The following is a 13567-nucleotide window of genomic DNA, read 5'->3' as shown; positions in this document are numbered from 1 at the left end:
ATCCAGATCAGTTACAGAAAGCGTTGACCTGTCGATTGTTACCGTCGGCCAACTGACCTTCGAAGGGGGCTGCCGTGACGATCCTCGCGCCGACGGCGGCTCCTCGGGCCGGCCGCCGGATCCGGACGGCGCTGTCAGTCATCCCGCTGCTGCTACTTGCCGGGTCGGTGGCCGCCGCAGCAGTCGTCGCGTATCGGAGCACCGGCCGGTTCTGGGGGGACCTGGCCGTCTACCGGACGGCCGCGATCGCCGCCGCCAGCGGTGACGGCAGGCTCTACGACGCCACCCACCAGGGCGCCGACGGCATCGTGCTGGGCTTCACGTACCCGCCGTTCGCCGCGCTGGCACTGCAACCCCTGGCCTACCTCGGCGCCGCGACCGGGATCGGGATCTGGTCGGCGGCCACGGTGCTCGCCCTGGCCGCCGTGGTACGCGCCTCGCTACGAGCCGCCGGTACGGGCACCGGCCCCGGCGCCGTGCTGCTGGGCACGGTCGCGCTGCTGCCGGTCTTCCCGGTGGCCGGTCACCTCCAGGTCGGCCAGGTGGGCCTGTTCCTGATGCTGCTCGTCCTGCTGGACCTGACCGGTGACCCGGCCGGCCGCTGGCGTGGATGGGGGGTGGGTATCGCCGCCGGCATCAAGCTGACTCCGCTGATCTTCGTGGTGTACCTGCTCTGCCTGCGCCGGTGGCGGGCGGCCGGGATGGCGACGGTGGCCTTCGGTGCCACCGTCGGGCTCGGTTTCGCCTGGCGGCCGGCCGACTCGATCCGGTTCTGGGGCGGCGGTCTCTTCGACACCGCCCGGGTCACCGCCGACCCCCGGACGGTGCTGAACCAGTCGCTGCACGGTGCGCTGGCCCGCCTCGGTGACACCGCCGAGGTCACCGTCGTCTGGCTGCTGCTGGCGGTCCTGGTGGGGGTGGCCGGGCTGGTGGTCGCGGTGCGGTGTGTCCGGGCCGGCGACGAGTTCCTCGGCGTGCTGGCCTGCGCGACGACCGGTCTGCTCGTCTCGCCGGCCGCCTGGCACCACCACTGGGTGTGGTGCGTACCCGCCCTGGTGCTGCTGGCGGTACGCGGCCGGCGCGCGGGTGACCGGGTCGCGGTGGCCGCCGCCGCGCTGCTCTGGGCCGCCCTGGTGGCCAGCGCGGCCTGGACCCTGATCGGGCTGCGCGACACCGATCTGCACTTCCGGGGCCTGGAGTTGCTGCACACCAACCTGTACGTGCTCGTCGGTCTGCTGGCGCTGGGCTGGCTGGCGCTGCGCCCCGGTGGCGGACGGGCCGACCATGACGACCTCGAGAGGTGGGCCCGGTGAGGGTGTCCGTGGTGGTACCGAACTACAACAAGGAACGGACCCTGCGTGACTGTCTGTCGGCGGTCTACGCCCAGACGCCACCGCCGGCCGAGGTGATCGTCGTCGACGACGCGAGCACCGACCGGTCCCGGCAGATCGCGGCCGAGTTCCCCTGCACCCTGCTGGCCTTCGACGCCAACCGGGGAGTCTCGGCGGCCCGCAACGCCGGTGCCGGGCGGGCCGGCGGTGAGGTGCTGTTCTTCGTCGACTCGGACATCGCCCTGGCACCCGGGGCCCTGGCCGCGGCCGTACGCACCCTCAAGGCGTACCCGGACTGCGGTGTCGTGCAGGGCATCTACGATCTGCATCCGCTCTACGACGACGGCCCGGTCGAGGCGTACAAGACCTTGTTCGAGCACTTCTGGCGGCGGCGGGCCACCGGGCTGACCAGCACCACCATGTTCGCGCTCACCGCCGTACCCAAGGAGGTCTTCGACCTGGTCGGGGGCTTCGACGAGCGGCTGCGCGACGCCGAGGACGTGGAGTTCGGCACCCGGCTGCCGCAGCGGTACACCATCCGGGTCAGCGACGAGATCGTCGGCCGGCACGACGATGTGGATCGGCTGCGGCCGTACCTGTCGGAGTTGTTCCGCCGCGCGGTGACCTACGCCGGGGCGGTCGTCGCCACCCGCTGGGACCGTCCGACCGCCACCTCGGGCGAGGCACCGGCCGACCGGGCGCCACACCAGGTCGACCTCGGCTCGGTGGTCGGCATGGTCTCCAGCGGCCTGACGGTGGCCAGTGTCCCGCTGATCCTGCTGTCACCCTGGTGGGCCGCGCTGCCGGTGACCCTGATCGGCGCCGCCGTGGTGGCGGACCGGCACCTGCTGGCCTTCGCCCTGCGGCACCGCGGCCCCAGGTTCCTGCTCTACGCCGCCGGTCTGCGCTGGCTGACCCACCTCACGGAGTTCCTCGGCATGGGGATCGGGGTGTCCGGGGCCCTGTTGCGGCGGATCCGTGCGCTGGGCGCCCGACCGACCACTGTGGAGTCGCGCCGATGAAGGGCCGCTGGTGGCAGCTGGTCAACCGGGCGTTCACGGTCGCCTTCGTGGTGGCCCTGAGCATCGGTCTGGTGCTGTTCGTCCGCTCCCAGGACTGGACTCCGGTGGCGGCCCTGGCCGGTCAACTGGACCCGTGGCGGGTGGCGGTAGCCGTGACCGGGGCCCTGCTGATCAACGCCGTCGGCCTGCTGCTGGGGATCGTCTCGTGGCGGGCGATCTTCGTAGACCTCGGGGCTCCGGTGGACCGGTGGACGGCGTACCGGCTGTTCTTCGTGGGTTTCCTGACCAAGTTCGTACCAGGCCGCTTCGTCGCCCTGCCGGTCCTGCTGCGGATGGGCAAGGAGATCGAGGTGGGGCCGATCCGGCTGGCCGGGGTGTTCCTGCTCAGCTGGGCGGTGGTGGCGATGACCGGAATGACGGTCGCCCTGGCGGCCGGGCCGGCGGTGCTGTCCGGCGCCACCTGGTGGCTGGTGCTCGCCACGGTCCCCCTCGTCGCCCTCGTGGTCCGCCCGGATCTGCTGAACCGAGGGATCGGGCTGGCCGCCCGGTTGCTGCGTCGGCCGCCTCCGCAGGGCGCCGCCTCCGCCTCCGGCCTGCGTCGCGCCGTCGCCGCGCAGACCCTGTCCTGGTTCATCTCCGGGCATCACCTGTGGCTGCTGGCGGTGGCCGCCGGCGCCCCACCGGTGCGGTCGTACCTGATCTGTGTGGCGGGTTTCGCCGCCGCCACGGTGGCCGGTCTGGCGGTGGTCGTGGCTCCGGACGGGCTGGGCGTACGGGAGGCGGTGCTGATGCTCGGGCTGGCCACCGTACTGCCGGTGACCGTGGCCACTCCGGTAGTGCTGATCAGTCGGCTGGTCTGCGCGCTCAGTGAGGTCGCCGTCGGCGGGGGCGGACTGGCGCTGGCGCAGTACCTGCATCGGCGTCGGTTGCGACTCGCCCGGCCCGCCGAGGCCGGACCGCAGCAGAGTTCCGTCGAGGGGCCGGTCGGCGGCCCGGTGCACACGCAACTGTCCGGCATGAGCCCGGCGGAGAGGGGTCGGTGACGAAGGTGTCGAAGCTGAGGATGATCGCGGGGCGGGTCGGTGCACCGGTCCGGGCGCTGGTACGGCGCAGCCCGCGGTTGAACGCGGCACTCTGGGACGCCCAGTACGCCCTGGGTTTCTGGGGCTACCTGGACGAGGCCGGGGGTGGCAGTGTGCCACTGTCCCTGATCGAGGAATGGGCACCGCACCCGACGATTCTCGACCTGGGCTGCGGCACCAGCGCCAACCTGGCCCTGCCCCCCGGCCGCTACCGGCACTACCACGGGGTGGACATCAGTCGGCGGGCGATCCGGACGGCCCGGGGGCTCAACCGCGCGGACGCCTCCTACGCGGTGGCCGACATCCGGGGGTACGTCCCACCGGACCGGTACGACGCCATCCTGCTGCGCGAGGTGATCTACTACCTGTCCGTGGACGAGGCGGCCGAACTGCTGGGCCGGTTGCCGGGGCTGCTCACCCCGCGCGGCAGGATCCTCGTGCAGATCTACGACGTGCAGCGGTCCCGACAGTTCGTGCAGGTGATCCAGGACTGCGGGCTCGACGTGGCCACCTGGCAGGCCCCGGGGTCCGGCGAGGACTCCCCCGACGCCTTCTTCGTGCTGACCCCCGCCACGGTCGAATCCTGACCACCGGGATCGAATCCTGACCGTTGCCGGGTGGTCCGCCCCGGGCCACCCGGGCGGTCAGACCCGCACTCGCCGCTCCCACCACGGGAAGACCGTGACCGGCTCGCTGCGCAGCAGTCGGCGATGCAGGTCCTGGAGCCGGTGGCCGGGTTCCACCCCTAGCCGGTCGGCGAGGGTGGTGCGGGCGTCCTGGAAGGCGGTGAGAGCCTCCGCCCTCCGGGAGGTCTGCCCGAGTGCGACCAGCAGCAGTTCCCACAGCCGTTCCCGCATCGGATGCTCGGCCAGCATCCAGCGCAGTTCGGCGACGACGTTCTCGATGTCACCCAGCAGCAGCCGGACGCCGGTCATCTCCTCCAGCACATCCTGGCGAAGCTCGGCCAGCCGGATCCGCTCGGCCTCGGCCAGCGGGCCGGTGGCCTCGTGCAGGGCCCGCCCGGACCACCGGTCGAGGGCCCGCTGGAACAGGTAGAGGGTCCGGGGCAGATCCTGCTGGGAGCGGGCGGCGCGGGCGCTGCGGACATCCTGCTCGAAGCGGACGATGTCCACCGCGTCGGCCGGGATGTCCAGGGTGTAGCCCGGCCGGGTGGAGCGCAGCACCCGGGCCAGGGAGGGCCGGTTGCCGGGGGGTTCCAGGGCGCGGCGCAGCCGGCCGATGTAGGTGTGCACCATGTTCTCGACCGAGTCGGGCCGCCGGCCGACCCAGATCGCCTCGACGATCTGAGCGACCGACATCACCGTGCCGCTGCGTAACGCCAACACCGCCAGGACTTCCCGTTGCCGGGGCGTGCCCAGATACAGCTGGGTGTCGCCCCGACAGGCCCGCACCGGTCCCAGGAGCTGTATGGAAAGTTCATCTTGCGACATCGGTGTCTCCCCACCCCGCCGGACCGGGGCGTCACGACCCGGCTCGGCGATCTTCGGCGGCTCCGTCCTGGCAGCGGACGCCCACGACGCTGGGGGCGGCCCGGTCTGACCAGTGAACCGACGGGTTGACGTGTGGCTGTCCGACCCCATGCACGGGCAGGCCATGGCAAGGTCCACGGCAGCTACCGCTGGTCCGGGACGGTGACGAAGCGGAGCCCCCGGTCGGCCAGGCGCGGCAGCACCTCGGCCAGGGCCGCGACGGTCTGCGACCGGTCGCCACCGCCGTCGTGGCAGAGCATGATCTGCCCAGGTCTGGTACGCGACAGCGACCGGGCGATCCGGGCGACCCCCGGAGTGCGCCAGTCACTGGGGTTCACCGTCCAGTCGACCGGGGTGAGGCCGAGGGCGGCCGTGGTCCGCAGGACCCTCGGCGACCAGTTCCCGCCCGGCGCCCGAAACAGCGCGGGGGTGACCCCGACGGCGTCCTCGATCTCGCGTTGGGTGTGCACGATCTGGGCCCGAAGCTCCTGCCGGGTGAGGGCGGCGAAGGGCTGCGGGTGGGACATCGAGTGGTTGCCGATCAGATGACCGGCCTCATGCACCAGGCGGGCCAGGTCGGGACGTTCCCGCACCCGGTCACCGATGAGGAAGAAGGTGGCCCGTATCCCGTGCCGGTGCAGCAGGTCCAGCAGGGGTGCGGTCCACTCAGGATGCGGACCGTCGTCGATGGTTAGAGCGATCTCCTCTCCGGCCAGACCGAACGCCGGCCAGTGCCGGCCACCGGTGGTGGGGCGACGGCGCAACGCCTGCTGACCGCGGTAGGCGAAGAGCAGATAGTGCAACGCCTGGGCGTGCAGGTGGGCGCAGAACCGGGTGAAGGGCCCTCTACGGGTACTCATCGGGAGGTCTTCGCCGCGAGGCCGGCCCGGGTCGGTCCGAAGTCACGATCGACCAGGTGACGTAGCCCGCCCACCAGCGCTCCACTGACGACGGCCAGTTGGACCAGCAGATGCACCCCGAAGAAGAAGGCGGTGAAGGCGGGCCCACGTTGGCGCAGTACGAAGCGCAGCAGAGCTGGTTCAGCGACGGTGAACAATACGAAGAACAGCAGGGAGAGCACCGGCCAGCCGCCGGTCAGCAGCGCGGTCGGCAGGGTCGCCGGCACCAGGGTCGCGGTCAGCAGACCGGCCCGGGTGTTGGCGCGGATGCCGGCCGGCCCGCGTTCGGCCCGGGCGACCGGGATCAGCATCTGCGAACGGTGGAACTGTTTGCGCAGCAGTGCCCCGAGCCGACTGTCGTCGTCGTGGCGGCAGACCATCGTGTCGGTCAGGACGATGCCGTACCGGTCACCCATCCGATCGCCGATCTCCACGTCCTCGGAGGCGCGCAGCTTCTCGTCGAACAGACCGACCGAGTCGAACACCTCCCGCCTGATGAGACAGATCGCGAAGAGGGTGGTGCGGACCCGGCCGACGTTACGCAGCCGCCAGTAGTGCCCGTGCAGCAGCCGGTACGCCTCGACCGGCCCGTCGTCGATCAGGGGTTCGAGCGAGTAGATGCCGTGTACGCAGGCCACGTCCGGCTGATCGCGGAGGATGGCCAGGGCGTTGCCCAGGGCGTCCGGTTCCGGTGCGCAGTCGGAGTCCAGAAAGAAGATCAGGTCACCGGAGCTGGCCTGGATGCCACGGTTACGGGCGGCAGCCGGTCCCGCGTTGCGGTCGGTGACCAACAGTCGGCAGGGGAACCGCCGCGCGATCTCCCGGGTGTCGTCGGTGCTGGCGTCGTCGACGACGATCACCTCGGTCACCGGGTGTCGCTGCCGATGGATCGCGGCAAGGCACGCAGCCAGGGTCTTCGAGCTGTTGTGGGTCGGAACGACGACCGACACCGTCGGCGGCATGACGAACACCTCAATGGGGTTTGGATAATGCGCGAGAATTGATCGTCGGTAATTGGATCAGGCCCTGACCCAAGTTATCGAGCGGCAACCGACCACGCAAGGGTTGCCTTGCGTAGTCAAGGTTGCATCCAGCGAGGGTCCAGGAAAGATCGCGGGGCAATAGTTAGCGTCGCACCATGCCCAATCTCGTCAGTATCGAGGAATGCGAGCGGCTCACCGTTCGTGAGGTGCACGATCTCTATCGGCAGTACGTGAACGCCAGCCAGGTCAATCTGATGACGTCGTTCGGGTTCGGCCGGGATTTGGTGGACAGCGCCGAGGGTGCCTACCTGACCTTAGGTGACGGCCGGCGCATCCTTGACCTCACTGGCGGAGTGGGGGTGCTCAACCACGGCCACAACCATCCACGGATCCTGGCGGCCCGACAGCGGTTCGCCGAGCGTCGCCGGATGGAGGTGCACAAGACGTACTTTTCCCCCTACCTGGCCGCGCTCGGTCACAATCTGGCGCAGCTGCTGCCCGGCGACCTCTCCATGTCGTTCCTGCCGAACTCCGGGGCCGAGGCGGTGGAAGGCGCCGTGAAGCTAGCCTACAAATACCACGGCGGCCACCGGGGTACCATCCTTCGGGCAGACTGCGCCTTCCACGGAAAGTTGCTCGGCTCCGGCGGACTCACCGGTCAGCCGCACTTCAACTTCCCGACAATTCCGGGAATCGCCACATATAGCTACGGCGATCTGGAATCTGTTCGGTCGACTATCGAGCAGCACGCCGGCGATGTCTATGCCCTGATCGTCGAACCCTTCAGCGCCTCGACCATTCAGTGGTGCGACGAGGATTTCCTTCGCGGGGTACGCGAACTGTGCGACCGACACGACATCGTGCTCATCTTCGATGAGATCTACACCGGCTGGGGCAAGACGGGCAGCTTGTTCTATTTCATGCGCTATCCCGGTCTGATCCCGGACGTGCTCACCACCAGCAAATCGTTCGGCGGCGGCAAATCGTCCATATCGGCCTTCGTGGCCCGCAAACCGGTGTTCCGCAAGGCGTACGACAACCTGACGGACGCCCTGCTCCAGAGCACCAGCACCACCTACTACGGCATGGGCGAGGAGTGCGTCACCGCCCTCGAGGCGATCAACATCGTGGTGGAGGACGACTACCCGGCACGGGCCCGCGCACTGGAGCGGGTCCTGGAACCGGCCCTGCACCGGCTGGCCAAGGAACACCCGGAGGCGGTGGGCCGGGTGGCGGGCGCCGGGGCGCTCTGGGGCGTACACATCGACGGTGGTCCCAAGATCCTCGACCTGGTGTCCCGGCTGGCCCCGGCGGGCATGGCCCGCGACCCCCGGTTCAAGGCCAAGCTGGTGACCTGCGCGGTCATCAACGCGCTCTACCGGGACCACGACATCTTCACCTACTACACCCTCAATGGGCTGAACCCCCTGATCATCGGCCCCTCCCTGGTCACCGAGCCGGCCGACGCCCAGCGCGCGGTGGAGGCCCTGGACGAGGTGCTCGGCCAGGGGTTGACCCGACTGGTCACCCGGTTCGTCGCGCAGAAGGTGGGTTCGCTGTGGTGATCGCGATCACCGGCGCGGCCGGCATGCTCGGCTCCCGACTGGCCGAACGTCTGATCGCCGACGGCCACCAGGTCCACGGCGTCGACCTACGGACCGAGCCCACGGTCAGCCACGTCGGGGACATCCGCGATCCCGAGCTGCTGACCCGCGCCTTCACCGGAGCCACCGCGGTGATCCACTGCGCCGCGGCCCTGCCCAGCTACCCGGCCGACCAGATCCGGTCGATCATCGTCGACGGGACCAGCACCGTCTTCGAGGCCGCCCGTCGGGCCGAGGTGGGGCGGGTGCTGCACATCTCCTCGACCGCCGTCTACGGGCTGCCCAAGCAGGTGCCCACCCCGGAGGAGTATCCCCGGATGCCGGTCGACGCCTACTCCGCGGCGAAGGCCGCCGCCGAGGAGATAGCCGAGCGGCACCGGGCCGAGGGCCTGCCGGTGGCGGTGTTACGCCCCAAGACCTTCCTCGGCCCCGGGCGGATGGGCTTGTTCGCCATGCTCTTCGAGTGGGCCGAGGAGGGGCGCAACTTCCCGGTCCTCGGCCGTGGCGACGTGCGGATCCAGATGTTCGCCGTGGAGGACCTGGTGGAGGCGGTGCTCACCGTGCTCACCGCCGACGACGACCTGGCCAACGACACGTACAACCTCGCGGCCGAACGGTTCGGCACCCTCCGGGAGGACTTCCAGGCCGTCCTGGACGCCGCCGGTCACGGCCGACGGGTGGTCTCCCTGCCCGCGCGGCCGGCCCTGCTCACCCTCAGCCTGCTGGAACGCAGCCGCCTGTCACCGGTCTACGGTCGGCTGCTGCACAAGCTGATGGCCGACTCGTACGTCAGCATCGACAAGGCCCGGCAGCGGCTGGGTTTCCATCCGAAGCTGTCCAACCAGGACGCCATTCTGCGCACCTACGAGTGGTGGCGGGCCGAGCGGCACCGTGACCAGCCCAGGGATGAGGGCCGGACCAGCCGCGATCCCTGGCGGCAGGGCCTCCTCGCCGCCACCAGGATCTTCTTCTGACGGGGGCCACGATGACAGCCGCCGATACCGTCGTGGAGCCGGTCGCCCCGATCGCCGCCAACCGTGACACCCGCCTTCCCCCACTGCCCCGCCACCTGCTCGCCCTGGCCCGGCCGGGTCATGTCGTCAAGAACCTGTTCGCCGTGCCGCTCGCCCTGATCGACACCCCGGTCTGGACGGTCACGGCGCTGTGGCGGTGCGTGTGGGCGGTGGCCGCGTTCACCCTCGCCTCCTCGGTCATCTACGTCGTCAACGACATCGCCGACCGACACCGGGACGGGGCACACCCCGAGAAGCGGCACCGGCCGATCGCCGCCGGGCACGTCCCGGTCCCGGTGGCCTGGGGGTACGCGGGCCTGCTCGCCGCCGGACTGATCACGCTGGCCGTCACCGCTCCCCCGATGGCCTGGTGGCCCCTGGTCGTCTATCTGCTCCTGAGCGCCGCCTACAGCAGATGGCTCAAACACCAGCCGCTGCTGGACGTCTGTGTGGTCGCCACCGGCTTCGTGCTGCGGGTGCTACAGGGCTACGCCGCGGTCGAGACGCCGCCGTCCAGCCTGCTGCTGACCGCGGTGTTCAGCGGCTGCCTGGTACTCATCCTCGGCAAACGCCGACACGAACTGGCGGTCCTGGGCGCCGGGCACCGGCCCGCCCTGGACGGCTACAACCTGCTGCTCGCCGACCACCTGCTCGGCCTGACCACCACCCTGGCCGGCGTCTCCTTCCTGCTGTACCTGCACCTCGACACACCGATCGACGCCTACCCGCCGGCCGTGCTGGCGCTCGTCGTACCCCTCGGGGTGCTGGCCGCCTTCCGGTACCTGCAGGCGGTGCTCGTGCTGCGCACCGGCGGCGATCCGATCCGGATCCTGCTGCGCGATCGGACGATCGTCGGCTGCGCCGTGCTGGTCGGGGTCGTTCTCGCTGTAGCACAGATCAACGCCCGCTATCCACACCTGCTGACCTGGACGGAAAGATGAGCCCTCCTCTGGTGTCGGTCATCGTGCCGAACTACAACTACGCCCGCGCACTGCACCTGTGCCTCGACTCCCTGCGGGCCCAGACATACCCGCAGTTGGAGATCATCGTGGTGGACGACTGCAGCACCGACGACTCGGTGGCGGTCGCCGAGGCCCACGGGGCCCGGGTCGTGCGTACGCCTAGCAACAGCGGGCCCGCCGCGGCCCGCAACCTCGGCGCCGCGGTGGCCACCGGCGAGATCCTGTTCTTCATCGACTCCGATGTGGCCGCCCGTCCCGACTCGGTCGCCAACGCGGTCGAGCTGCTCACCGAGGACCCGACCATCGGGGCGGTCTGCGGCAACTACGACCCGGTCCCGCTGATCCGGGACAGCCTTCTGGAGGAGTACCGCTGCCTCCAGCAGTCCTACTGGCTGATCGCCGACGAGGGCCGCATCAGCACCCTCTACACGGCCCTGCTGGCCATCCCGACCCGGGTGTTCGAGGAGATCGGCCCCTTCAACCCCCGGTTGCGGGAGACCGAGAACGCCGACTACGGCCTGCGGCTGGCGGAGCGCTACGGAATCCTGCTCTCGCCCCGGGTGCGCGGTGTGCACGACCACGACCACGAACTCGGGGTGCTGGTCCGCAAGGTCTTCACCCGCACGGCACTGCACATCCCGATGTACGCCCGCAAGCCGGAGTTCCCCGGCGGGCTGCGCAGCGGCCCCCGCGCCTGGGTCAGCATCGCCGCCCCGCTGGCCGTCCTCACCCTGGTGCTGCCGGTGCTGTTCGGCCCGGCGTTCCTGCTGGTGCCGCTGGCCGCGTTCGCCGCCTTCGTCGCCGGTGACCTGCCGATGCACCGGTTCGTCCTGGCCGAGCGCGGATGGATTTTCCTCTGCTACTTCGTAGCGATGCACTTCTTCCTTAATCTGGTCATCGCGGTCGCTGCGGCCTCCGGCGTGATCGCCTGGTTGTCCTCACCCCGCTTCCGCCGGCTCTACGATCGTCCGGAGGTCGCCACCCGATGAACGCGTTTCCGCTGGTCTCGGTGATTGTGCCGAACTACAACTACGCCGAGTCCCTGGATCTCTGCCTGCGGTCCATCCTCGACCAGACCTACCCGAACATCGAGTTGCTGATGGTCGACGACTGCAGTACCGACCAGTCCGTCGCGGTGGCCGAGGCCCTCGGTGTCCGCGTGCTCAGCACGGGCACCAACGGCGGCTGCGGCACCGCCCGCAACGTCGGCGCCGCCCACACCAGCGGCGAGCTGATCTGCTACGTCGACTCCGACCTGGCGCTGGCTCCGGAGGCGATCGCGACCGCGGTGAGCATCATGCGGGCGGAACCGACCGTCGGTGCGGTCTGCGGAATCCAGGACCCCGAGCCGCTGCTGCACGACACCATCGTCTCCCGCTACCGTGGCCTCCAGTATCACTACTGGTCGATCAGTTCAGAGGGTGACGTGTCGTTCCTCTTCCCCGCCGTGTGCATGATCCGGCGCTCCGTGTACGACGAGATCGGGCCGTTCAACCCCGCGCTACGGCAGACCGAGGAGGTCGACTACGGCTACCGGCTGACCCGTCGGCACCGGATGCGGCTGACCTCCGAGGTACGCGGACGGCACGACCACGACCACGAGCTGCGGGGACTGCTGCGCAAGCTGTTCCACCGGGGACGGTTGCGCATCCCGCTGTACGCACGGGCCCGACGCTTCGGCAAGGGCTTCGAGACGGCCTCCCGCGCCTGGGGCTCCCTGGTCGCCTTCCTCAGCCTGCCGGCCCTGGCCGCGCCCCTGCTGCTGGATCCCTGGTGGGCCCTGCTGCCGGCCCTGCTGTTCGGCGCCTCCCTGGTCTGCGACGCCGGGATGTACCGCTTCGTCCTGCGCCGGCAGGGGCCGCTGTTCCTGCTCGGCTTCGTCGTGTTGCAGTTCATGGCCAACGTGACGATCACGGCCGGGGTGGCCAGCGGCGCCGTGCAGTGGCTGCTGTCCCGGCCCTTCCGCGAACTGTACGACGCCTCGTTCCCGATCGACGGTAACCGCCAGTGGAAGTCGGCGTGACCACAGCGGCTCCCGCCGAGACCCGCGCCGACCAGGCCCCGTCCCCCCACCCGCCCCGGCGGCGGTGGGCGGGGCGGGTCCTGGTCGGCGCCGCGGCGCTCTGGCTGGTCTTCACCCTCGCGCACCGGATGATCAGCGGGCGTTCCTGGCTCTGGTTGGCGGTGGACACCGTGCCACCACTGGCCTTCCTCCTGGTGCCCCTGGTGCTGGGCCTCGGCGCGACCGTGCGCCGACACCGCCGGGCGGTGGCGCTGCTGGCCGCCGCCGGGCTGCTGCTCGGGGCGGGGCTCAGCGGGGTGAACCTCCGGTGGTGGCAGGGCGGCGACGGTGCCGCTCCGCCGGACGCCCTGCGGATCTTCTCCTGGAACACCGGCTACTGGGACGAGTGGGGGGAGACCGAGGCGCTGTACCGGGTGCTGCGCGAGGCCGACGCCGACGTCTACCTGTTGCAGGAGTACTGGTACGAGCAGGGCCACCCGACGGAGGAGACCCTCGCCCGACTGCGGGCCGAATTCCCCGAACACCAGGTGGTGGTCCTCGGTGAACTGGTCACCCTTTCCCGGGTGCCGGTGCTGCGGCAGGTGCCGGTGGAGGCGCCCGACCTGCCCGCGGCGGTGGCCGAGGCCGGCGACGAGTGGCGTTACAAGGCCCTGCGTACCGATCTGGACCTCGGCGCGGGGCGGGTGCTGTCGGCGTACAACGTGCACCTGCCGGTGCAGCTCTCCCCCGAGCATGGCCCGTTCGACGGCGACTTCTACCGGATCATGCGGGAGCAACGCGCCCAACGGGAGCCGCAGTGGCGGGCGCTGGCCCGTGACGTCCGCGCCAACCCCCACCCGGTGCTGCTCGCCGGTGACCTGAACACCACCCCGGCGATGGGTGACCTACGGAAGGTGCCCGAGGGCCTGCGGGACGCCAAGTACGCCATGTCGTCGCCATATCCGGCCAGTTGGGCCTATCGTCCCGAGTGGCCGCACTGGTGGCGGTTGGACTGGGCCTTCGTCTCACCGCAGGTGCGGGTGCACGACTACCGCTTCGGTACGGCGGGCGGGGCCTCCGACCACCGACCTCAGGAGTTGCGGGTCTCCCTGTCGTAACCGAGGACACGCACCGTGCCCCATCGGTCACCCTCTGATCAGGGAATTCACTGCCGGATGC

The 13567-nt window shown here is 70.3% G+C and carries 13 protein-coding genes; 10 read left to right on the top strand and 3 right to left on the bottom strand.

From position 1 onward, the window contains the following. The first annotated feature begins 74 nt into the window (after positions 1-74). Genes ACLQ2T_RS21800 through ACLQ2T_RS21785 form a run of 4 tightly spaced genes read left to right on the top strand, consistent with a single transcriptional unit; the run spans position 75 to position 4022 of the window. A complete protein-coding gene (locus ACLQ2T_RS21800; protein ID WP_425768202.1) occupies positions 75-1313 on the top strand; it encodes a glycosyltransferase 87 family protein in 1239 nt (412 codons plus the stop codon). Further along, a complete protein-coding gene (locus ACLQ2T_RS21795; RefSeq protein WP_425768201.1) occupies positions 1310-2353 on the top strand; it encodes a glycosyltransferase family 2 protein in 1044 nt (347 codons plus the stop codon). Before ACLQ2T_RS21800 ends, ACLQ2T_RS21795 begins: the two co-directional genes overlap by 4 nt. Continuing rightward, positions 2350-3396 (top strand): lysylphosphatidylglycerol synthase domain-containing protein, encoded by a 1047-nt coding sequence (locus ACLQ2T_RS21790; RefSeq protein WP_425768200.1) that lies wholly within the window; start codon positions 2350-2352, stop codon positions 3394-3396. Before ACLQ2T_RS21795 ends, ACLQ2T_RS21790 begins: the two co-directional genes overlap by 4 nt. Beyond that, on the top strand, positions 3393-4022 hold the full coding sequence (locus ACLQ2T_RS21785) for a class I SAM-dependent methyltransferase (protein ID WP_425768199.1): 630 nt from the start codon (positions 3393-3395) through the stop codon (positions 4020-4022). The genes ACLQ2T_RS21790 and ACLQ2T_RS21785 overlap by 4 nt, the downstream gene beginning before the upstream one ends. Positions 4023-4079: 57 nt before the next feature. On the opposite strand, the gene ACLQ2T_RS21780 is transcribed toward ACLQ2T_RS21785, so the two are convergent. From ACLQ2T_RS21780 to ACLQ2T_RS21770, 3 genes are all read right to left on the bottom strand, one after another. Further along, complete coding sequence (locus ACLQ2T_RS21780; protein ID WP_425768198.1) at positions 4080-4886, bottom strand: AfsR/SARP family transcriptional regulator; 807 nt, start codon at positions 4884-4886, stop codon at positions 4080-4082. A 182-nt stretch (positions 4887-5068) separates the two neighbouring features. Further along, positions 5069-5785 carry a polysaccharide deacetylase family protein gene (locus ACLQ2T_RS21775; RefSeq protein ID WP_425768197.1) on the bottom strand — a complete coding sequence of 239 codons (717 nt, stop codon included), beginning with the start codon at positions 5783-5785 and terminating at the stop codon, positions 5069-5071. Continuing rightward, positions 5782-6786, bottom strand: a complete 1005-nt coding sequence (locus ACLQ2T_RS21770) for a glycosyltransferase family 2 protein (protein WP_425768196.1) — start codon at positions 6784-6786, stop codon at positions 5782-5784. The genes ACLQ2T_RS21775 and ACLQ2T_RS21770 overlap by 4 nt, the downstream gene beginning before the upstream one ends. 275 nt (positions 6787-7061) lie before the next feature. Between ACLQ2T_RS21770 and ACLQ2T_RS21765 the strand changes: the two genes are divergently transcribed. From ACLQ2T_RS21765 to ACLQ2T_RS21740, 6 genes are read left to right on the top strand one after another with little or no spacing between them, the layout of a single operon-like run. Further along, positions 7062-8372 (top strand): aspartate aminotransferase family protein, encoded by a 1311-nt coding sequence (locus tag ACLQ2T_RS21765; RefSeq protein WP_425768238.1) that lies wholly within the window; start codon positions 7062-7064, stop codon positions 8370-8372. Next, on the top strand, positions 8366-9385 hold the full coding sequence (locus ACLQ2T_RS21760; RefSeq protein ID WP_425768195.1) for an NAD-dependent epimerase/dehydratase family protein: 1020 nt from the start codon (positions 8366-8368) through the stop codon (positions 9383-9385). Before ACLQ2T_RS21765 ends, ACLQ2T_RS21760 begins: the two co-directional genes overlap by 7 nt. 11 nt (positions 9386-9396) lie before the next feature. Further along, positions 9397-10365, top strand: a complete 969-nt coding sequence (locus tag ACLQ2T_RS21755; protein ID WP_425768194.1) for a UbiA prenyltransferase family protein — start codon at positions 9397-9399, stop codon at positions 10363-10365. After that, positions 10362-11375: a glycosyltransferase family 2 protein gene (locus ACLQ2T_RS21750; RefSeq protein WP_425768193.1), complete on the top strand. Its 1014-nt coding sequence runs from the start codon at positions 10362-10364 to the stop codon at positions 11373-11375. The genes ACLQ2T_RS21755 and ACLQ2T_RS21750 overlap by 4 nt, the downstream gene beginning before the upstream one ends. Next, positions 11372-12409 carry a glycosyltransferase family 2 protein gene (locus tag ACLQ2T_RS21745; protein WP_425768192.1) on the top strand — a complete coding sequence of 346 codons (1038 nt, stop codon included), beginning with the start codon at positions 11372-11374 and terminating at the stop codon, positions 12407-12409. Before ACLQ2T_RS21750 ends, ACLQ2T_RS21745 begins: the two co-directional genes overlap by 4 nt. Then, the gene (locus ACLQ2T_RS21740) at positions 12406-13506 is read left to right on the top strand and encodes an endonuclease/exonuclease/phosphatase family protein (protein ID WP_425768191.1); all 1101 of its coding nucleotides are present in this window, start codon (positions 12406-12408) and stop codon (positions 13504-13506) included. Before ACLQ2T_RS21745 ends, ACLQ2T_RS21740 begins: the two co-directional genes overlap by 4 nt. Positions 13507-13567 lie beyond the last annotated feature (61 nt).

It is taken from the genome of Micromonospora sp. DT229 (assembly GCF_049844505.1).
Taxonomy (GTDB): Bacteria; Actinomycetota; Actinomycetes; order Mycobacteriales; family Micromonosporaceae; genus Micromonospora.
The sequence above is the reverse complement of the archived record's forward strand: the minus strand, read 5'-3'. Positions and strand labels throughout refer to the sequence as shown.